This window comes from Gilliamella sp. LMG 34359, assembly GCF_984569085.1.
The window spans coordinates 2,232,590-2,252,845 of sequence record NZ_OZ474906.1 but is presented as its reverse complement, the minus strand read 5'-3'; the positions used below and the strand labels follow the sequence as shown (position 1 = coordinate 2,252,845).

Annotated in this window: 19 protein-coding genes; 15 read left to right on the top strand and 4 right to left on the bottom strand. The window is 32.8% G+C overall.

From position 1 onward, the window contains the following. Window positions 1-24: 24 nt before the first annotated feature. Window positions 25-447 (top strand): hypothetical protein, encoded by a 423-nt coding sequence (locus AC5LXV_RS10445; RefSeq protein ID WP_493466377.1) that lies wholly within the window; start codon window positions 25-27, stop codon window positions 445-447. Between the two features lie 365 nt (window positions 448-812). Further along, entirely contained in the window at window positions 813-1,187 is a 375-nt protein-coding gene (locus tag AC5LXV_RS10440) for a hypothetical protein (RefSeq protein ID WP_493466376.1), read from the top strand. A gap of 28 nt (window positions 1,188-1,215) precedes the next feature. Here AC5LXV_RS10440 and AC5LXV_RS10435 read toward each other — a convergent pair whose 3' ends face one another. Both AC5LXV_RS10435 and AC5LXV_RS10430 read right to left on the bottom strand, forming a co-directional pair. Further along, window positions 1,216-2,481, bottom strand: coding sequence for a Y-family DNA polymerase (locus AC5LXV_RS10435; protein WP_493466375.1), 1,266 nt, complete (start codon window positions 2,479-2,481; stop codon window positions 1,216-1,218). Next, window positions 2,481-2,924, bottom strand: coding sequence for a LexA family protein (locus AC5LXV_RS10430; RefSeq protein ID WP_034882192.1), 444 nt, complete (start codon window positions 2,922-2,924; stop codon window positions 2,481-2,483). The genes AC5LXV_RS10435 and AC5LXV_RS10430 overlap by 1 nt, the downstream gene beginning before the upstream one ends. Window positions 2,925-3,466: 542 nt before the next feature. Between AC5LXV_RS10430 and AC5LXV_RS10425 the strand changes: the two genes are divergently transcribed. The 3 genes from AC5LXV_RS10425 (at window position 3,467) to AC5LXV_RS10415 (ending at window position 6,930) form a co-directional block, all read left to right on the top strand. Then, a complete protein-coding gene (locus AC5LXV_RS10425; RefSeq protein WP_493466374.1) occupies window positions 3,467-4,555 on the top strand; it encodes an RNA ligase RtcB family protein in 1,089 nt (362 codons plus the stop codon). Further along, window positions 4,555-5,172: a peptide chain release factor H gene (gene prfH, locus AC5LXV_RS10420; RefSeq protein ID WP_493466373.1), complete on the top strand. Its 618-nt coding sequence runs from the start codon at window positions 4,555-4,557 to the stop codon at window positions 5,170-5,172. The genes AC5LXV_RS10425 and prfH overlap by 1 nt, the downstream gene beginning before the upstream one ends. Before the next feature lie 228 nt (window positions 5,173-5,400). Continuing rightward, the gene (locus AC5LXV_RS10415) at window positions 5,401-6,930 is read left to right on the top strand and encodes a tannase/feruloyl esterase family alpha/beta hydrolase (RefSeq protein ID WP_493444773.1); all 1,530 of its coding nucleotides are present in this window, start codon (window positions 5,401-5,403) and stop codon (window positions 6,928-6,930) included. Window positions 6,931-7,001: 71 nt separating this feature from the next. Here AC5LXV_RS10415 and AC5LXV_RS10410 read toward each other — a convergent pair whose 3' ends face one another. Beyond that, entirely contained in the window at window positions 7,002-7,370 is a 369-nt protein-coding gene (locus AC5LXV_RS10410; protein ID WP_110433430.1) for a winged helix-turn-helix transcriptional regulator, read from the bottom strand. A 169-nt stretch (window positions 7,371-7,539) separates the two neighbouring features. On the opposite strand from AC5LXV_RS10410, the gene AC5LXV_RS10405 reads away from it, so the two are divergent. The 9 genes from AC5LXV_RS10405 (at window position 7,540) to AC5LXV_RS10365 (ending at window position 17,900) form a co-directional block, all read left to right on the top strand. After that, on the top strand, window positions 7,540-8,010 hold the full coding sequence (locus AC5LXV_RS10405) for a nuclear transport factor 2 family protein (protein WP_110433431.1): 471 nt from the start codon (window positions 7,540-7,542) through the stop codon (window positions 8,008-8,010). Between the two features lie 512 nt (window positions 8,011-8,522). Further along, window positions 8,523-8,804: a PTS sugar transporter subunit IIB gene (locus tag AC5LXV_RS10400; RefSeq protein ID WP_034882183.1), complete on the top strand. Its 282-nt coding sequence runs from the start codon at window positions 8,523-8,525 to the stop codon at window positions 8,802-8,804. 24 nt (window positions 8,805-8,828) lie between these two features. After that, entirely contained in the window at window positions 8,829-10,199 is a 1,371-nt protein-coding gene (gene ulaA / locus AC5LXV_RS10395; RefSeq protein WP_493466372.1) for a PTS ascorbate transporter subunit IIC, read from the top strand. 115 nt (window positions 10,200-10,314) lie between these two features. Further along, window positions 10,315-11,274 carry a carbohydrate kinase family protein gene (locus AC5LXV_RS10390; RefSeq protein ID WP_110433433.1) on the top strand — a complete coding sequence of 320 codons (960 nt, stop codon included), beginning with the start codon at window positions 10,315-10,317 and terminating at the stop codon, window positions 11,272-11,274. 33 nt (window positions 11,275-11,307) lie between these two features. Beyond that, the gene (gene fba, locus AC5LXV_RS10385) at window positions 11,308-12,168 is read left to right on the top strand and encodes a class II fructose-1,6-bisphosphate aldolase (protein WP_493466371.1); all 861 of its coding nucleotides are present in this window, start codon (window positions 11,308-11,310) and stop codon (window positions 12,166-12,168) included. Between the two features lie 217 nt (window positions 12,169-12,385). Beyond that, on the top strand, window positions 12,386-14,719 hold the full coding sequence (locus AC5LXV_RS10380) for a TonB-dependent hemoglobin/transferrin/lactoferrin family receptor (protein ID WP_493466370.1): 2,334 nt from the start codon (window positions 12,386-12,388) through the stop codon (window positions 14,717-14,719). Window positions 14,720-15,223: 504 nt separating this feature from the next. Continuing rightward, complete coding sequence (locus AC5LXV_RS10375; RefSeq protein ID WP_493466369.1) at window positions 15,224-16,615, top strand: hypothetical protein; 1,392 nt, start codon at window positions 15,224-15,226, stop codon at window positions 16,613-16,615. A gap of 2 nt (window positions 16,616-16,617) precedes the next feature. Then, entirely contained in the window at window positions 16,618-17,643 is a 1,026-nt protein-coding gene (locus AC5LXV_RS10370) for an SPFH domain-containing protein (protein WP_493466368.1), read from the top strand. 14 nt (window positions 17,644-17,657) lie between these two features. Continuing rightward, complete coding sequence (locus AC5LXV_RS10365; protein WP_110433438.1) at window positions 17,658-17,900, top strand: hypothetical protein; 243 nt, start codon at window positions 17,658-17,660, stop codon at window positions 17,898-17,900. A 90-nt stretch (window positions 17,901-17,990) separates the two neighbouring features. Here AC5LXV_RS10365 and AC5LXV_RS10360 read toward each other — a convergent pair whose 3' ends face one another. Beyond that, window positions 17,991-19,199, bottom strand: a complete 1,209-nt coding sequence (locus tag AC5LXV_RS10360) for an MFS transporter (protein WP_493452303.1) — start codon at window positions 19,197-19,199, stop codon at window positions 17,991-17,993. A 134-nt stretch (window positions 19,200-19,333) separates the two neighbouring features. On the opposite strand from AC5LXV_RS10360, the gene AC5LXV_RS10355 reads away from it, so the two are divergent. Next, window positions 19,334-20,221 carry an AraC family transcriptional regulator gene (locus AC5LXV_RS10355; RefSeq protein WP_493466367.1) on the top strand — a complete coding sequence of 296 codons (888 nt, stop codon included), beginning with the start codon at window positions 19,334-19,336 and terminating at the stop codon, window positions 20,219-20,221. The last annotated feature ends 35 nt before the right edge of the window (window positions 20,222-20,256 follow it).

Below are 20,256 nucleotides of genomic sequence, written 5' to 3'. Positions count from 1 at the left end.
CAATTTAAATTGTTGAAGTTTTTTATGAAAAAAATTCATTTATTAAAATATAGTATCGCAATTGTAGCTGTTATTACTATTCCTTTTGCAATGGCCGAGTCTTCAAATAATATTGATAATAATACAACTGAAGCTATTACCGTCTATAATCCAAGAGCACAATTTTTAGATGTCAATAACAAGGCAACTGAATTTATTACCGTTTATAATAAAGAGCATCATACTAATTTACATACTGTCGAAGTAAATGGAACATATTGTTTACCTAGTTGCCTTGTACCATTAAAAGCTGATTGGAAGATATCTCAAGCTCATGGTGGTAAAATTCCTTTTCGATATGTTATTTCTGTTTCTTGTGAAAAATCGACGGATAATAGATATAGAGAATGGTATATTGATGTGCTAGTTCGCAATGAACAAGGAAAATCAATTCAATCGATTGATTAAAGGATTATTTTTTTGATTTATCAGTTAATCAATTGTCTATTTAGCAAAAGTTAACTTATACCAATGATTAATATACCATTAACTGAGTAAATTTCGCTTGATTTGCTAAGCAACGGTTTGTCTGATATTGCCTAGTAAATAGTATTCATTCTATTGAATTAAAACCGACAAATCTTATCGTGGTTTAAGTATTTTTGGGCTGTTTTGTTGCATGCGTGGTTAGTTGCTAGTGGTATTATCTTCTTTATTATTGCGCTTAAACGTTTTGGTAGTTAATTGTTGATATTGACCTCAACATTGTATCAATGTTAAAGTTATGAAAATAATATTTTTTTACTTAACAATTTAAATTATTAAAGTTTTTTATGAAAAAGATTCATTTACTAAAATATAGTATCGCAATTGTAGCTGTTATTACTGTTCCTTTTGCACAGGCTATGACACTTGATGAAGTTTTCGGTGAAATTGATAATAAGGCGGCTGAATTTATAGCCACCTATAATCAAGAACATCATACTAATTTACATACACTTGAAGCAAATAGAAAATTTTACGCATCTAACTGCCTTTTACCATTAAAGGTAAAGTGGCATAAAATACGCTTAGGCTTAAAAAATCTTCCTCACAAATATGGGCTTTCAATTTCTTGTGAAAAATCTATTGATAGTGATTATAGAAAATGGGATGTATATGTTGATGTAAGAAATGAACAAGGTAATTCAATTCAATCGATTGATTAAATTATTATCTTAGCGGTTAACCCGTTATCTATTTTACCAAAGGTAACTCATCCCAACGAGTCGTATATCGTTGGCTAAGTCGCTCTCGCTTGATTTGCCATGCAGCAGTTTGTCTGATACCACCTAAGTGAATAGTATTTTTTCCCATTTTCTGATTGATGTCATCTATGGTTTTCATTAATTGTTCACTTTTGTGTTTTTCAGTTGCTGATGTTTCAGCAGTAAATAAATCCGATTGACAATAATTATCTTTAGTTTTTAAATCAAGTAGCATCACACCTGATTTCATAAATAAAAAACCTGGTTTATAAATGGCTCGTAACCCTTTTTGAGCCGCATGAATGATTAATCTTGAATCATCGGTCGCCGATAATAATGGCACCACAACTGACGGATTATATTGAGGTAATTCTGGTCGAAATCGGTTGGTTTTTAAAAAGATCAATACGGCACTGGCAACTGATTTTTGCTTTCTTAGTTTCTCTGCGCCACGGCTGGCATGCACACGAATTGCTTCTTGTATATCAAATAAATTATTGGTTAAATGGCCAAAACTACGTGATGTCATAATATTTTTTTTAGCGGTATGCAGATCATCTAATTCAATACAACTAATACCACGAAGTTCAAGCACAGTACGCTCAAGGACAACTGAAAATAACTGTCTGATTTGTTTTAAATTAGCTTGATATAAATCCCAAGCGGTGTGAATACCTAATACTTTTAATCGTTGAGCAATTCGCCAACCAACTCCCCATATATCTTCAACCGAAAATTGTTTTAAAGTGGTTGCTATCTCTTCTTGATTAGTAGGAAAACAATAAACACCTTGATAGATGGGTTGTTTTTTGGCGATATGATTAGCTAACTTTGCTAATGTGCGAGTAGTGGCAACCCCTATACTGACAGGGATGCCCGTATCTCGTTTTACTATTGCTTTTAAATTTTGGCAATGATTTAAAACATGACTAAATCCGTTTAAATGAATAAAGGCTTCATCGATAGAATAAAGCTCGATATCCGCAGTATAATGGCGAACGGTATCAAATACTCGCTGACTCATATCTCCATAAAGCTCATAATTAGAGCTTAATAAGGTAATTTTTTTTTGAATATGGGGTGGAATTTGATAGGCCGGCATACCCATAGCGACTAATGGTTTTAATTCATTAGAACGAGCGATTACACAACCATCATTATTAGAAAGGATTCCAATTGGTTCTCCTTCTAATTTGGGATTAAATACTCGTTCACAGGATGCATAAAAATTATTACAATCAATTAAACCAATCATCAATGCCCCCGTTTGCGTAGAGAGTGAATAGTATGTATTACTACTCCCCAAATATGTACTTCTTTGCCAGCTAGTGAAATAGGTGGATAAAGCCGATTACCAGACAATAAATGATGTTCGCCATTAATAAAACTTAAACATTTACAAGTTAATTCACCGTCAACAGCAGCAACAACAATATCATCGATTTTCGGTTCTAAAGAGCGATCAACAACAAGCAAATCACCACTATAAATACCATAATCGATCATTGAGTCGCCAATCGCTTTAATATAGTAAGTGGCGCTTGGATGTTTGACTAAGTGGCTAGTAAGATCTAATTTTGTTTCTAAATAATCATCAGCAGGCGAAGGAAATCCTGCTCTTACTGGTGTATCAACCAAAGGTAAATAAACGGCGAGCGAACTATTTGCCTGCCCAAGAATTACACAATATTTATTCAAGAAAATACTCCAACAAAATAATAAAAAACGAACAATGCAAGGTTATTCGCATTAAAAAAAGAAATATGTATAAATATACAGTGTAAAATTCTTAATTCAATAAAAATGAGTGTAAAAAAAGATAAAAATAGATTACTAAAAAGGATAATTTGTTACTTTACAAGTCACTAAAATTTAATTAGGATATGCGCCATTATAAATAGCGAAGGAGATTTTATTATGATTTATTTAACAAACCTTTGCGGGCTGATCAGCCAATAATTAAGTAACTTTTTCTATTCTTACTTCAATTCAGTTAGCTGACCTTAACCTGCCAATTAATTTATACCCATTGTTTAAAGACAACTTGATACTATTCAAGTAAAACTAATTATTGAAAAACGTATTAATAGTGATCACATCGTCACTAGATAAAATTAAACATTTCTTAACGGCCAATGTTTGAGTTGCCTATGCGTTTTATTTAAATAATTCATTTAAAAATTTGTCTTTAAACAATATTAGAAAAAATAACAATAATATTTATTTAAATGGATTGATATATGGACAATTCTATACAGGTGCTATCTGATAAAGCGTCACTAATAGCATCTAAAAATACTTGGATCGAAGGTTTAGCAATACAACAATTACTGACAACGGCCGATTTACCCAATATGGTTAAAGTCATGGGGATGCCCGATCTTCATCCAGGCAAAGGCTACCCGATTGGTGCAGCATATTTAAGTCGTGAAATAATTTATCCGGCATTAATTGGTAGCGATATCGGTTGTGGCATGGGATTTTGGCAAACTGATATTAATCTTGCCAAATTGAGTATTGATAAATTAGCTAAGAAAATAGGTAATATTGATTTGCCTGATACTCATCATAAATATAATTTAGGCACTATTGGTGGCGGGAATCATTTTGCTGAAATTCAAAAAATCAGTAAGATTTTTGATGCAACATTATTTAATCACTACCAACTTAATGCCGAAAAACTGTTTTTATTAGTACATAGTGGTTCAAGAGGTTTAGGGCATGCTATTTTGCAAAATCAATTATCACGCTTTGGTTATCAAGGCTTAGCAGATAATAGTGATGATGCATTAAGATATCTTGAAAAACATGATAATGCGGTGGCTTTTGCTCAGTTAAATCGTCAAGTAGTGGCTGACAGATTAATGACTAATTTGAATACTCAAGGCCATGAAGTGCTTAATGTTTGCCATAATTTTTTACAAAAAGTTACTATAGATAAACAGAGTTATTGGTTACATCGTAAAGGTGCATCATCAGCAATGGATGAACTAGTGATTGTGCCAGGATCACGTGGTGATTACAGCTATTTAGTTAAACCGATTCAACGCGAAGATCTACTTATGTCATTAGCTCATGGTGCTGGACGTAAATGGCGTCGAGCTGACTGTAAAGGTAAATTGGAGAATCGCTATTCAATGCAAGAACTTAAACGTACCAAACTAGGTAGTCGTGTTATTTGTGAGGATAGTAGTCTTATTTTTGAAGAAGCACCACAAGCTTACAAATCAATTGATAGTGTAATTGAATCAATGCAGCAAGCGAATATTGTTACTGTGATTGCACAATTGACACCAATATTGAACTATAAAACACAAGGAGGTCACTAATGGCATTGCTGTATTTTTCCTCCGCTAGAGGACCTGATGAGTGTACTTTAGCTGTTGCTAAAGCGGTAACACAATTTTTAACAGAGGCCGATCAAAAGTCAGTCACTACTGAAATTATCGAAAGCGTATTGGGCGATAAGCCCAATACTTTTCGGTCTGTATTATTGTCGGTTGAAGGTATAGAAAGTGAGGCGTTAATACAGCGTTGGTTGGGTACAATACAATGGATCTGTCAAAGTCCTTATCGTCCAACCCATAAGCGTAAAAATTGGTTTTTGGGAGTAACTTGTTTACCTAACCCTATGGAGTTAAAGGATAATACCATTGAATTTACTACTATGAAATCATCAGGAGCAGGTGGTCAACATGTCAATAAAACAGAATCAGCTGTGCGAGCAATACACTTAGCGACCGGTATTAGTGTTAAAGTGCAAACCGAACGTAGTCAACATGCGAATAAACGGTTAGCCAAATTACTATTGGCGCACAAATTAGCGCAATATGAGGTAGATCAACATGAACAACAAAAAAATATCCGTCAACAGTTCCACTATTCTATATTAAGAGGTAATAGCCAATTGATCTTCTATGGTGAAAAATTTCAGGAGAAAAAATGATAAAGAAAAATTAAAAAATTTCTGTATTATAAGCAGATAGATTCTTTTTCATATTTTTTTAGCTGAAATAGATGCGACAAGATAATTTAGATTTTAGATTAAAATCTGTCAAAATGATATTTAATGATGGGAAATAATAATTATTAATGTTGTTATTTACAGAACTAATGACTAATATTAATTCTAAAATAGTAATAGAAATTATATTTTGAGGGTAGGAATAGGGAAATGATAAAATATGGTTTATTGGTTTTATCAGTTTTAAGTTGTTTAGGAGCTTCAACTAATGCGATGGCGATCAATGCTAATGTAGAAGAACGTTGTCTCGCTTTAAATAACTTGCATCTAGATAATGCAAGAGTTGTAAATACCGAAATAATTGTTGATAGCTTTTCACCATCTTCTCAATTATCTGACACCTTAAGAGGTGCTACCACCAAAGAGATTGTTGATTTACCACAGTTTTGCCGCGTCGAATTAACAATTCAACCCTCTATTAATGTTGAAATATGGTTGCCTACTAATTGGAATCAACGATTACAATCAATTGGCGGTGGTGGTTATGCTGGATTTATACCATTTGATAAATTAGCTGAAGCCGTTAAGCATGGTTATGTTGCCGCGTCTACCGATACCGGACATAAAGGTAATTTGATGGACGGTAAATTTGTGCTGAAAGATAGAAAATTACAAAACGATTTGCTAACTGATTTTGCTTATCGTAGTGTGCATGAAATGACTGTCAAAACCAAACAAATAATAATGTCATATTACGGTCAAGCAGCAAATTACGCATATTGGAATGGTTGTTCAACCGGGGGAAGACAAGGGTTAATGGAAGCACAAAAATATCCTGATGATTATGATGGTTTATTCATAGCCGCACCCGCAATCCATTGGGATAAATTTGTACCTGCAGAATTATGGCCGCAAGTGGTGATGCAAGAGGAGTTAGGTAGGCCGTTCGAAGAAGAAAAACTCGAAAAAGTCAGAAAAATGATTATTGAGCTTGCTGATGAAAAAGATGGTATTAATGATGGCTTAGTTAGCGATCCAACAACATTATTCGTTAATCAAGAGTTGTTAATTAACGCTGGGCTTGATGATGATGAAATTCGAGCATTGCAAAAAATTTGGCAAGGCCCAACAGATAGTAATGGCAAGTTTTTATGGTTTGGTATTGAGCCGACTGCGCCACTTGATGTATTAGCTAGTAGTAAAGGTCCTTTTCCAATTCCAATTGATTATTTAAAATATTGGGTTAAAAAATCGCCGAATTTTGACTGGAGAAGGTTAGGCTACAAAGGTTTTGAGAACTATTTTAATGAATCGGTTGAACTATTTCGCCCAATTATGGGAACAGATAACCCAGATTTAACCGAATTTAAAAGATTGGGCGGTAAAATGATAATTTGGCATGGTTTGAATGATCGTTTAATAGCGCCCAAAGGAACCATTCAATATTATAATAATGTATGGAAAATGATGGGTGGCAACGATTCGGTAGATGATTTTTTAAAACTCTATTTAGCGCCGGGTGTTGACCATTGTAATGGTGGCGAAGGTCCAGATAAAGTTAATGGCTTTGAGTCAATGGTTGTTTGGGTAGAGAAAAAACAAGCACCGACTAGACTTATCGCGCAAAAAATTGAAGATGGTGAAATAACCCTACAACGTCCTCTTTGCCAATATCCACAAAAAACGATATATAAAGGTGAAGGTGATACTAACAATCCTGAAAACTTTATCTGTCAGTAATTTAATCACTAGCTAGCCAATATTTTGGGTTAGCTAGTTTTTAACTTTTTCAAAAAGAGATATTTGCATAATCATAAATTTTGTGTTTTTCTCGCTCGACAAATCGCTTCATGATTTTCATCCGCCCACTGTATTAAGGTATTCATTGGTTTAAGGAACGATAAGCCAAGTTCAGCTAAAGCATACTCTACTCGAGGAGGAACTTGAGCGTAGACGGTTCGAGTAATATAGCCATCATTTTCAAGCCTTTTTAATGTTCGCGAAAGCATTTGCCGAGATATATCACCGATTTCTTTATGTAATGTATTAAATCGCATCACATCATGTTCTAACGATTTTAAAATTAAAAGGCTCCATTGATCACCAATTCTATCGAGAACATCACGAATAGGGCAAGGATGATCGTATTTGATCAATTCATTTTTTGCGTTTTTTTTCATATTTATTTTTTTCCTAAAAATGTTAAGTCATTTTGGATTGACCTAGTCATATTTATGTTACTTCTTGTTTTATTTTATTTTTATTGTTACCATTCAAATAGTCTATATTGTAGACTAATTATATGTTATAGCTAGAATTAATTTAAAGTCAAATAGGAGTGGGACTTATATGAATGTAATTAAAAAGCGTTTTTTAGTTGGATTTTGTTTGCTAAGTATTACCAGTATTGTTGCTGCAAAAGATTTAACTCCAAGAAATTTAACTCAAGAGGAAGAAAACCGCGCACTGGTTATCAATTTTTATGATAACTTTTTTAACAAACACCAAGTCGATGTGGCAACTAAAACGCTTGCTGAAGATTATAAACAACACAATCCATATGTCCCAGATGGTAGATCACCGGCAATTACTTATTTCGAAGGTTTTTTTAAAGAAAATCCTCAATCAAGTGCTAAGATAATTCGCTCGTCAGTGGATGGGGATATCGTATGGTTGCATGTCCATTCTAAAGTTAATAATGATGATCTTGGTAAAGCGGTAGTGGATATATTTCGGGTTAAAGATGGCAAGATTGTAGAGCATTGGGATGTGATCCAAAACGTACCAGAACATGCTGAAAACAGCAATACAATGTTTTGAGGATTGTTTCTATAATTTATCAGCGCCTTAATGGCGCTTTTTAATTCTTCTTTAATTTTTTCAACTTAAATATTAAGTAAAATTTACTGTTTATTTCGATATTCGATCTCGTTATTTGCCTTTCACAAAAAAATCGCTGTTTTTTTGTTCTTTTGATAGTGTCTTTTTTGAACTAGATCACAAAAATAAGCGTTTTTACCTTGAAGAATTCAATTTATCAATTTTTAGTGGTTTTAATGAATTTTTTATTTATTAATAATAATCATAACGTTAACTTTTTATCTTTTCCCTTCATCTAATTATTTTGACTTCAACTTTATGATTACTTTGTGACTTGAATCACCCACTGTATCGAACAGTGTGATATTCATCACGAATCAGTAACTTTTCCTTATTTAATATAAAAATCACCAAATAGCTTAATAAATAAGAAATTTGTAAGAAATTTATATTTTAGTTTTAAGTAAAAAAATAACTCAACGTTATTTAAAAAGTCAAAAAGGAGATTAGCAATGTTGAAAATTAGAACAGTATGTGGGAATGGTATTGGTAGTTCATTAATGGCAGCCAATCACGTTAAGAATATCTGTGCTGCTTTGAATATCAAAGCTGATGTGGCGTCTATTGATTTTGCTAATGCCGAAGGTGAAAAAGCAGATCTATATGTGACCATTAAAGATTTAGCTAAACAATTTTCTGATCAATCAAAAGTTGCAGTTATTCGTAGTTATGTCAATAAAAAGCAAATTGAGGAAGACATTAGTGAAAAATTACAACAATTAGCTGAAATTTGATGTGCTTTCAAAGGAGATATTATTATGCAGTTATTACTTTCATTTTTAACGGAAATTTTTAGTCAACCGGCTTTTTTAATGGGAATTATTGCCTTTGTTGGGTTAGTTTGTTTGCGTTCTCCATTAAATAAACTCTTAACAGGTACTTTGAAACCGATTTTAGGTTACCTCATGTTAAGTGCTGGAGCGGGTGTTATTATTAGCAATCTAAATCCATTGGGTAGCATTATTGAAGCTGGATTTGGTATTCGCGGTGTTATTCCTAATAATGAAGCAATAGTATCGGTAGCACAAAAAGTTTTAGGTATTGAAACCATGAGTATTTTGTTGCTCGGCTTTATTATAAATTTAATTCTTGCTCGGTTTACTAAATATAAATATATCTTTTTAACTGGTCACCATTCATTCTTTCTCGCCTGCTTGTTTTCAGCAGTTCTACGAGCCGCCACATTTGATGGTTGGGAACTCATTATTATTGGTGGTTTTTTACTAGGTTCATGGTCAGCCATTTCCCCGGCAATCGGTCAAAATTATACCAAACAAGTGACAGATGACGGTGGGATTGCCATGGGGCACTTTGGTTCCATCGGTTATTATTTATCGGCATTTATTGCTAAAAGAGTCGGCGATAAAAATAATTCATTTGCTGATACCGAAATCTCTGAAAAATGGGGTTTTTTACGAGATACTACTGTAACAACGGGTATCATAATGGTAATCATATATTTAATTTGTAGCTTAGTTGCTGGTAGTGAATATATGTCTACTATCACCGAACAAAGCCCAATCATCTTTTCGATCCTAAGTGGTTTACAATTCGCGGTTGGTGTCGCCATTGTTTATAACGGTGTTAGATTAATTCTTGGTGATCTTGTTCCAGCCTTCCAAGGTATTAGTCAAAAACTTATCCCTAATTCAATACCAGCAGTAGACTGTGCTGTATTTTTTACCTTTAGTCCTACAGCTGTTGTTGTTGGTTTTATTTGTTCATTTATCGGTGGATTAATTGGCATGTTCATTTTAGGTGGCATGGGTATGGCACTGATTATTCCAGGTATGGTGCCTCATTTCTTCTGTGGCGGTACATCAGGTGTATTTGCTGACAAATTAGGTGGCAAACGTGGTTGTATTATTGCATCGTTTATTGGTGGAATTTTATTAGCATTCTTACCAGCATTATTATTACCTACATTAGGCGATCTAGGTTTCCAAAATTCAACTTTTGCTGATTTTGACTTTGCCGTTTGGGGGATCATCATTGGTAAATTATTTAATATTTTCGGTCAAACTGCGATTTATGTTATCTGCTTAATTTTAATCATTGTTCTTTGTGCGCCATTCTTCTTCAAATCTATCAAAGTTGTTGGTGATTCCAGAAATGTAGACCAAGCATAATTTGAAACTTCATGGTCGAGTAATTTAAGACTCAACCATGAATTAATAATTATTTACATGAATGAATCTTAGGAAAAACAATTTTTATAGTTAAATGATGAATTAAGGATTAATTATGACAATACTGACAATTGGATTTGCTTGTTATGATCAGTTTTATTTTACCACGAGTTATCCAAAGGAAAACAGTAAATCATTTGCTTATGATTTTTTTGAAAGTGGTGGTGGCCCATGTGCCAATGCTGCTTATTTATTGGGTTTATGGGGAGAAGATATTTACCATTTAGGACATTTACATGATGATATATATGGCAACAAAATTGTCTCTGAATTTAAACAAATAGGCGTGAAAACCGATCAAATTATCTTCTCAGATGAGATGATTACTCCACTCGCGGCTATTACCGTAAATAAAGAAAATGGCTCGCGAACGATTATTACGCGCAAATTAAATACTCCACCATTAATAACTACTACTGAAAAAATTAAATTAAATCAGTTTATTCAATATTTACAAGAGAATAAGCGTGATTTGGTTATTCTCATCGATGGGCATGAGCCAGAGTTAAGTGAATATGTCATTAAACAATTACCTAATGTCAAAGTTGTCATGGATGCTGGGTCGCTACGGGAAAGTAATCTTTATTTAGCCAAATATACGGATTATCTAGTTGCTAGTGAAAATTTTGCACTCGCTTATGCCAACATAGATGAATTTACAAATAAAAAGTCATTAGAGCTCGCATTGAAAAAATTAACATCAATAGCTAGAGGTTCGGCTTTTATAACATTAGGTGAAAAGGGATGTGCTTATATAGAAGATAAAAAAGTTAAAGTTATTCCTAGCTTTATATGTCAATCAATTGATACGACAGGTGCTGGCGACATATTCCATGGAGCGTTTGCCTATGGCGTGAGTTACGGTTGGAACATTGAAAAGATTATTTCATTTGCAAGTTTAACCGCAGCAATTTCGATTGAACGTAAAGGTGTCCGTAAAGCAATGCCTAATTTATCTGAAGTCAATAAAACACAACGCCGATTTGAAAGAAATTTAACTGAATATTTTAAATAACTAATTAATAAATATAGGATTAAGAGGTAGATTATGTTAGTTTCAATGAAAGACATGCTAAATAATGCTTATCATGAACATTATGCGGTAGGACAATTTAATATCAATAATTTGGAATGGGTAGCTACAGTTTTAAAAACAGCAAAAGAGAATCGATCGCCAGCAATTCTTGGTGTATCAGGTGGTACAATTAAGCATATGCTGGGCTTCAATACTATCCATGCTATTGTCAAAAATGCAATGGACTATTTAGATATTGATGTGCCCATTGCTTTACATTTAGATCATGGTCAAAGTTATGAATCCTGTTTCGCCGCAATTAATGCTGGATTCAGTTCAGTCATGTTTGATGGTTCGCATTTACCATTTGCAGAAAATCTCGAAATAACCAAACGTATAGTGGATTATGCGCACAAAAGAGGGGTTTCGGTAGAAGCTGAATTAGGAACTATAGCCGGAAGTGAAGATGGCATAGTTAATTCTCAAGTCATCTATGCCGACCCACATCAATGTTTAACCATGGTTAAAGAAACGAATGTGGATTGTTTAGCGGCGGCATTAGGCTCTACTCATGGTCTATATAAAGGAAAAGCTAAATTAGGGTTTAATGAAATGCAGCATATTTCTAATTTAATAAATATACCATTAGTACTTCATGGCGGAACAGGGATTTGCGACGAAGATATGTTGCATGCAATTTCTCTAGGAACTGCCAAAATTAATGTTAATAGTGAAAATATGTATACTTGGTGCGTTGCTGTAGGAAAATTATTTGCTGAACAAAAAGATCATGATATCAATGATCCTCGTAAGGTAATTAATCATGGATTAAATCCGGTAGCAGAAAAAATAACCGAAAGAATGAAATTATTTGGATCAGTTAATCGATATTAATTGTTCCTTTTATTTATCGAAAAATAAAGCCATCTATTATGATGGCTTTTTTATTAAAAATAATATTACAAATTAAAATAAATTTTATATTTTGCTGTTTATTTTTTGTTAAACCAAATATACTTGCCACCCCACACAAATAGTAATGATAATCATTATCACTACCATTTGTGTGGTTAATCTAAATTTAAATATGCATTTTATGAAGGATTGAGATATGGATTATAAAAAGGTGAGTGCCCTAATGCTCTTTATGAGTTTTTCTCTTCAAGCTACACCACAGCCTGAAGAGAATAAATTGACTAACAATATAGCTGATCAACAAAAAAATAATCAAAACAAAATTGTTAATGAAGATATTGAAGATGTAATTACTGTTATTGCGCGATCTTCATCACCAGATGAGTTAAAAAAAATCAATAGTGTGATTGCTGGTCGTTCTACACTGTCTTCAGGTATGATTGAGCAAAAGCAGGCAGATAATGTCGCGGAATTACTTAATACCTTACCTGGTGTAAGTTCGGCTGGTTCGATAAGACCGGGTGGGCAAACATTAAATATTTGGGGATTTGGTAAAGTTGAAGATGTCAAAATAATCGTTGATGGTGCTCAAAAAGGTTTCCAAAAATATCAACAAGGCTCAGTTTTTGTGGAGCCTGAACTACTGAAGCAAGTTGAAGTCAATAAAGGTCCACATGATGTTAAATTTGGTAATGGTGGGTTTGGTGGTGTGGTTAAAATGGAGACTAAAGATGCTATTGATTTACTAGATCCAAATAGATATGTGGGTGGATTGCTTAAATATAGTTTTCATTCCAATAATCATCAGAATATGGAAACCGGTGCCGTCTACGGTCGAACTAAGAATAATTTTTTTGATGGTTTATTTTACTATACCAAACGAAATAGCGGTAATTTTAAACGTCCAGATGGTTCAAGATTTGTTTTTTCTGAAGATGATATGAAAAGTTACATGGGTAAGTTGAATATTAGGCCTAACGAAGAGCACACTTTTACCTTATCTGGCATTCACTCAAAACGCGATTCCTGGCAACCGTGGGCGGCAAAGTATGTCGAAAAAATGACACCACCAACAGCAGCACAGATTAAAAAATATGGTTATAAAGCTGCATGGTTAAGGAAATTGGTAAAAAGATACCAAACGGATGACTCAGCACAATTTAAATGGAATTACCAACCCACTTATAACCCACTCATTGATTTAACACTACATACAACTTACTCCAAAACCAAACAAGATGATAAGCGTCCAGCTAAATATAACCCGGTTGCCTCGTTAGGAACAATGGGCAACAAAAGTTGGGTCAGTTATACCGATAAAACGATTGAATTGGAAAATATAAGTTTAATTAATATTGGTGATGTGAATAATGCCTTAAAGATTGGCGTACAAACTCATTTACATGATCGAGATACGCTAATGTATTATAAAAATTATGAGAAAAAACCAAATTATCATTATGGTTATTTTCAACCAGCTTATATGCCATCAGGTAAACAACAGACTTATAGTTTTTATGTGCAAGATGAAATTTCGGTGAGTAATTGGGTGTTAACACCAAGTTTCCGTTACGATTATGTGCGCAATCATGGTAAAAAGAATTATGCTTCCGCTTATAATGATCCTGATCCAAAATTTGGACATAATTATTCACCAGTGACATATAGTGGTTGGACACCAAGATTGGGTACTTATTGGCAAGCGACCAATAATATTGGTTTTTTCGGTGATATCAGTTACGCTTGGCAGGCTCCAACAGTAGATGAAAGCTATGAAGTGCAATTTACCCCTAAAAATGGCGGAAGTGGTAAGATCAGTGCGACAAGCCGCAATTTAGATAAAGAACGTGATTTATCCATCCGCCTTGGTAATATTTTAGATTTTAATAATTTAGTATTGGATGATGATAAATTACAGATTCGCAGTACAATCTTTAGACAACGAGTGACCAACGAAATATTTGTTACGCGCGGCTTTAATGGATCTATCTGTGGGACAGGTAAATCATGCCCATTAGGCCAATCTAATTATCGAAATCTTCCGGGTAAATTAATTGTTAAAGGCTTTGAACTTGAGGCGTTTTACGATAGTAAATATTGGTTTTCAAGTGCGACATATTCTATGCAAAAAGGGGAGAGAGATACAGCCCCTCAAGCTCCTTGGATGCATAATAAAACCTATGTTGCAACTGTTGCTCCTCGAACGGCTACATTGACGACAGGTTTTAAAGTACCCCAATGGAATATAAGAGCTGGTTGGAATGCACAATTTGTCCGAAAACAGGATAGAACAGGGCATGAAGATAGAAATCATGATGGGTTGCCTGATCTTGGCGCTTACGCTTTAGGTCCTTCATCTGGTTATTCGTTACATAACTTGTTTGCCAGTTGGCAACCTACTTTTTTACCAAAGGCAGAGGTAAAACTAGCTGTGGATAATTTATTTAATAAGGATTATCGACTCTATCTTGGTGAAAATACTTATGGATTGGCGCGCAACTTTAAAGCGAGTCTTTCATATCGATTTTAATATTTAAAATATTCCTAATTCTCGATAGTTATTCTATCTTTCCCAAATTTATTCTATGAGAATTAGGGAATATTGTCATTTATCTAAATAATCAATAATCGTTATTATTGGTGATAATTAATTTTTTAACGATTCTCTGGTAGTGATTTTTTTCCTAATGATAATTGCTGTCTATTATTTTCTCGATTTTATAGCATCATCAGCTTTGTTGTAGTGATATTTCATAAATTCAAAAAAACTAATTTTTCTTCGATATTCTTTGATACCCCATGTAGGCAATTCGCTGCTTTGCCAAAAATACCTTTCAGATAAATGTCGTCTATAACAAAACCTTGTCAGTTTATGTCTTTAATCAATATAATAAAATAAAACTAATGTTAATCAATTAAATATTTAACCGAATTTTTTATCAAGAATTGTTTAATCTATTTTGTTTACTCATACAAAAGATTATAATATATGTTATTTTGATAATATGAAATGATATAAAATTAAGATTAGACAATGACTGTAAATATATTAACCATCAAATGTCCTCAATGTAGTAGCATTAAACATAGTTCATTAGGAGATGATAAATATAAATGTGAAAGCTGTGGCGCTATTTATTTTATTGATAAAAATGAACAACATATTTATATTCATCAACAAAATCAATCTCAAGAAACACTTGAAGTAAACAAAATCACAAATTTCAAAATATTGGGTTTATTGGGTTGTCTAATTCCATTGGTTCTAGTTTTATATTTTTATCTCACTGAAAACAGCAACGATATTGATCCGGTTATTGAATCTGATAGTTATCAGTCAACTATTAGTTCATCAGAGATAAATAAGATTAAAAAAGAAGAATGGACACATAAAAATATCAAAATGTTTGTTGACAATGAAACACCATTTTTAATCATGGAAAGCAAATTACATGTAGAAGATCCAGACTTGTTTGCGCAATCAAAAGATCAATTTTTTATTAAGATTTTTGACATCAATGCCAAACAATTTGTTAGTGAATTTAATGTGACCGATGACAATAATAAAAAAATATCTTATGAAATAAAAACTTGGGATCAAGATGAAATTTTATTACTTATTAATAATCAAAAACTTTATCAGTTGAACAAAAAAAATAAAACATTTCAAGATGTTGAACAGCGCTTTTTCACTAATCATACTGAGTTTTCACAAGGTTTGGCTAAAATAGAGTTCGTTAGACCACAATGGGGTAGCGGTTTGTATGTCTACACCAATAAAGGTAAACATTTTTATTACTATCCAATGATTGATAAACTTTATGATGAAGATGCATTTTATAATGCTAGGGATGGTTTTAAATCATTACCAGCAAATGCATCCACACGTATTAGTTATCAATTTGATTTAGAAAGTTATGATTATCCGGACGAGAATCATCAATTAATAAAATATGAATATAAATATTTGCCTGGTTTTCCAAGAGAAGAACCAATGTTTCGTTGGAGAAAAATATATGATAATCCTTCAAATCAAGCAGTTGTTGTTATATATGAAAACACACCTTTTAAAAAACTGTTAATTCATCCAACGAAAAAAAATGATTCGAGAATTATAAAATATGCCGATTTTACCCCTGATCGTCTTTACTTTTTTCCACAACTACTGACCTTTAATGACGATGCGGTTTTAATTGCTTTTACCACATCGCCAGTAAAAACAGAAAATTATATTGTCCAATTATTAAATGCAAAAAATACCGATATTATATTTAGTTACAACTTCCCATTTGAGTTTAAGCAATTAAATGCTGAAATAACTAAAGATCATATTTTATTAATGACAGAGGATCATTTTATTGGACTAAATCATGAAGGAAAACAAGATTTTCTTCTTGATATCCAATCGCTAAATAGTAGGGAATAATTATGCTCAAATTTTTCAAAAAACAATTAGCTTCCGTTATAGAGTGGAATGATAATTCAGTTGATATATTATGGTATCAATTTCCAACCATAAACAATAATCAGATTATCAATGCTAGTAAACTTATCGTAGCGCCTGGACAAGGGTGTATATTGGTATATGAAGGTAAGATTGCCGATGTAATTTTAGATGCTGGTATCTATAATTTACAAACTGATAATCATCCTTTCATTACTACTATTTTAAAAATAAGACAATCTTTTAATAGTGAGCATAAATTATATCTCTATTTCTTTAAGACGACTGAAGTTGTTAATCAAGGATGGGGAACCGCATCTTCAGTTAAATATATTGATCCTGAGTATCAATTCCCCATTCAATTAAAAATGAATGGTAATTACTCGTTTTCAATTAATGATATTCGCAAGTTTTATCAAGAAATTATAGGAAGTCGTCAACAGTATTCCGTCACTGAAGCAAAGGAGCTTATTTCAAATCGTATAATTCAAGAAATAACCAGCGTACTGGCTGCAAATCAATATGCGTATCAAACAATTGATTCTCAACTTAGTCAAATTTCCCAGCTAGTAAAATCCCGTTTATATGATGATATCAATAAACTTGGTCTTAACTTGTGTGATTTTCGTATTCTAGCTTCAGAATTTGATAGTGAAACTGAAAATAGAATCGCCAAAATAGCCAATATTTCAGCAGATGTTATTGCTGCTTCAAAAGCAAATTTAAGTTATGCGGAAATGGAAAAATTGCAAGCTTTAAGAGATGCAGCAAAAAATGACGGTGCTGTTGCTGGTCTAGGTGCTCAGTTTGTGGCCGGGGCAGAGTTGACTAAAACCTACTCACAAACAATGACAAACACCGAACCTCAGCAAAATACTGCAACTAACCAATCATCAGAGCCGGATGATATATATAGCAAATTGACTAAATTAAAACAACTTTTAGATATTGGGGCTATAACCCAAGATGAATTCAATATGAAGAAAAAAGAATATATTGATAAGCTTTAATTAAGGAATAAAAAATGAAAACAATCTTAGCCAGCTTTTTTCTTGCTGCACTTTTTGCTTTTTCAATGGGCATAATATTATTGATATGGGATGTCAATATTTTTCAATATGTTAATCTATTAAAAATTCTCTTAACAATTTTAACTATTGTTGTTAGCGGTATTATTTTAACTCTTTTTTGGGCACTATTTTTTAATAACAGTTCTTCGGACTATAACAAGAATCTAGGTAATATTGCCCTACCAAAGAGAAAATAAATTGTGACAAATTGGTCTGTTTATTAAAATCAATTTTAAATAGAGTTAGTGTCGGTTATTATTTTTGCCAATAATAATCGACCTAATTTATTATTTATTCTTTTTCATTAAGTGGATAACTATAATACTTATCAAAGCTAATAAAAATGCGGTTATGTAACTGAAATATTCTGCAACTGCCACTGAAAGTGAGGATGCGATAATTTCGGAAAGTAATAGCGTGCTTTGAAAAATAGCATAATCTGTAGCTGATTGTTTGCCTTGTTTTGCATAGATCATCGTAATGGTATAAATACTAACATTTATAATGCCAATACCAATACCTAATATGGTCATCAGAATAGTGATAATAATAGGATTAATAAAATTGGGTAGATAGTAAATGACACACCACAACATAATTAAACAAGATAATATACCAAAGCCTAATTTCAGTGTTTGATAAGGAGGCATGATTTTTAATAAATAGGATGCAATTATGCAACCGAACAGCATGGTAATATAACCACCAATACCGGTATAAATACCGATATCACCCACAGAAAATCCAACATCAAGTAAAATAAATTTAGTTATGGATAAGATTACAGCACCAGCAAAAGGAACTAGCAAAGCAATCAACAACATATGATAAGCGTTTTGTCTTTTAAAAAATTGGCTAATTTTTGCTCTTGGATTGCTTTGTAAATTACGCAATAAGTCAGGTTCTCTCCATATAATAAGCTGTATGATTGAAAATATGATAAGAGCTACTAAAATTAAGATACTATAGGTTTTTCCTAAATAATCATAACAAACTGTTACTCCAGCTCCACCAATAAGCATACCAGTAATATTGCCCATCACTTGAATACTATTTATCTGGCTAATAGTATTGTTTTGCGATAAATCAGCTGCCAGTCCATCAGTTGCAATATCGAGTGTTGCAGAAACGATACAAGATAAAATAATAACTAGAAGAAGATAAGTGGTAGTTTCTGCCGTAAAAGGGGTGAAGGCGATGATGGTTATAAGTATTGCTAATAAACATTGCATAGGTAGTAACCAACTTTTCCGATAGCCAATTTTAGCTATCCAGTGATTTTCAACAATAGGGGCCCATAAAAATTTAACGACCCATGGTAAACCAGCTAGCGGAATCATGGCTATCACTGCCAGTGAAACACCTGAATCTCGTAATAAGATAGGATAGGCGTCAAAAGCCAGTCCTACTGGAATTCCTTGTATAATATAGAGCTGAGCAATAATAAATAAAAAATAGTTTTTTTGTTTATCTGCGGAGATGGTTTTATCGTCCATGTGGTGTTTTATAAGCTTTTATAATAAAAATATTATAAATTCTATGCTCCAAAGGATATTAGCTGATAAATGGTAGCTTTATTTTGTTGTAAACGCAAATGATATTTGTTATCGTTTATTTGTTTGGAGGATATATGCATTTAGATAAATTACCCAATAATAAAAAGAACAGTTCATTCATGGAGTTACAACCTGGTTTAGCGGTATGTGTGAATAGTGCCGATGATCTAAATGCCATCGATATCAGTAAAGTATTTCCTAGTAGTGATAAATGTTTATGTTTTAATTGTCAGTTACAAGGTAAGTTGAGTATGCAAGTTAAAGATAGGAAACTTATTACCCATAAAGGGGATTTGACTTTCGGCTTTGCTGATGGTGAGACATTTCATCTACAGCACTCTAAAGATTTTTGTAACATTGAAGTTATGATAATGCCTGAATTATTGGATGTTTTACTCGGCGAAATGGATTTTCAATTTTCTAATTTGGATAAGAAAGTGAATTTTTTTCTGCATCATCATCCCATTCATCAAAATAGCAATGTATTATCTTGTGCTCGCGAGCTATTTTACTTGATGCAAAACACGGACCAGTCAAATCGATTATTAGTCTATGCCCATGTATTAAAATACTTAAATTGGTACTTCAAGTCTTTTGATAATCATTTAGGACATCAAGAATTTACCCAATGGGAGTATAAACAATTTAATGATGCACGTGACTATTTAATCAATGATTTAACCAATCCACCAACCATTGATTGGTTAGCTAAGCAGGTTGGTCTTAATCATAGCAAGTTAAAAAAAGGATTTAAGCAGATTTTTGGTAAAAGTATTTACGCCTATTATTTGACGGAAAGAATGAATAAAGCTAAACAATTATTAACCGAAAATAGTGTTACCGAAACAGCTATTATGTTGGGATATAGTAATATTAGTCATTTCAGTTCAGCATTTAGGAAACAGTTTGGTATGTTACCTAAAGAGATGCGCCGCCAGCATTCATATAATAATGTTAAATAGTGGCAGCACAGATCAAAGTTAATAATATCAGGTTG

Excerpts from the sequence above, each read along its gene's own strand:
- AC5LXV_RS10400 (WP_034882183.1), top strand. The coding sequence starts at position 8,523 with ATGTTGAAAATTAGAACAGTATGTGGGAATGGTATTGGTAGTTCATTA.
- AC5LXV_RS10365 (WP_110433438.1), top strand. The coding sequence starts at position 17,658 with ATGAAAACAATCTTAGCCAGCTTTTTTCTTGCTGCACTTTTTGCTTTT.
- AC5LXV_RS10390 (WP_110433433.1), top strand. The coding sequence starts at position 10,315 with ATGACAATACTGACAATTGGATTTGCTTGTTATGATCAGTTTTATTTT.
- AC5LXV_RS10445 (WP_493466377.1), top strand. The coding sequence starts at position 25 with ATGAAAAAAATTCATTTATTAAAATATAGTATCGCAATTGTAGCTGTT.
- AC5LXV_RS10425 (WP_493466374.1), top strand. The coding sequence starts at position 3,467 with ATGGACAATTCTATACAGGTGCTATCTGATAAAGCGTCACTAATAGCA.
- fba (WP_493466371.1), top strand. The coding sequence starts at position 11,308 with ATGTTAGTTTCAATGAAAGACATGCTAAATAATGCTTATCATGAACAT.
- AC5LXV_RS10355 (WP_493466367.1), top strand. The coding sequence starts at position 19,334 with ATGCATTTAGATAAATTACCCAATAATAAAAAGAACAGTTCATTCATG.
- AC5LXV_RS10360 (WP_493452303.1), bottom strand. The coding sequence starts at position 19,199 with ATGGACGATAAAACCATCTCCGCAGATAAACAAAAAAACTATTTTTTA.
- ulaA (WP_493466372.1), top strand. The coding sequence starts at position 8,829 with ATGCAGTTATTACTTTCATTTTTAACGGAAATTTTTAGTCAACCGGCT.
- AC5LXV_RS10415 (WP_493444773.1), top strand. The coding sequence starts at position 5,401 with ATGATAAAATATGGTTTATTGGTTTTATCAGTTTTAAGTTGTTTAGGA.
- prfH (WP_493466373.1), top strand. The coding sequence starts at position 4,555 with ATGGCATTGCTGTATTTTTCCTCCGCTAGAGGACCTGATGAGTGTACT.
- AC5LXV_RS10405 (WP_110433431.1), top strand. The coding sequence starts at position 7,540 with ATGAATGTAATTAAAAAGCGTTTTTTAGTTGGATTTTGTTTGCTAAGT.
- AC5LXV_RS10370 (WP_493466368.1), top strand. The coding sequence starts at position 16,618 with ATGCTCAAATTTTTCAAAAAACAATTAGCTTCCGTTATAGAGTGGAAT.
- AC5LXV_RS10380 (WP_493466370.1), top strand. The coding sequence starts at position 12,386 with ATGGATTATAAAAAGGTGAGTGCCCTAATGCTCTTTATGAGTTTTTCT.
- AC5LXV_RS10440 (WP_493466376.1), top strand. The coding sequence starts at position 813 with ATGAAAAAGATTCATTTACTAAAATATAGTATCGCAATTGTAGCTGTT.
- AC5LXV_RS10435 (WP_493466375.1), bottom strand. The coding sequence starts at position 2,481 with ATGATTGGTTTAATTGATTGTAATAATTTTTATGCATCCTGTGAACGA.
- AC5LXV_RS10410 (WP_110433430.1), bottom strand. The coding sequence starts at position 7,370 with ATGAAAAAAAACGCAAAAAATGAATTGATCAAATACGATCATCCTTGC.
- AC5LXV_RS10375 (WP_493466369.1), top strand. The coding sequence starts at position 15,224 with ATGACTGTAAATATATTAACCATCAAATGTCCTCAATGTAGTAGCATT.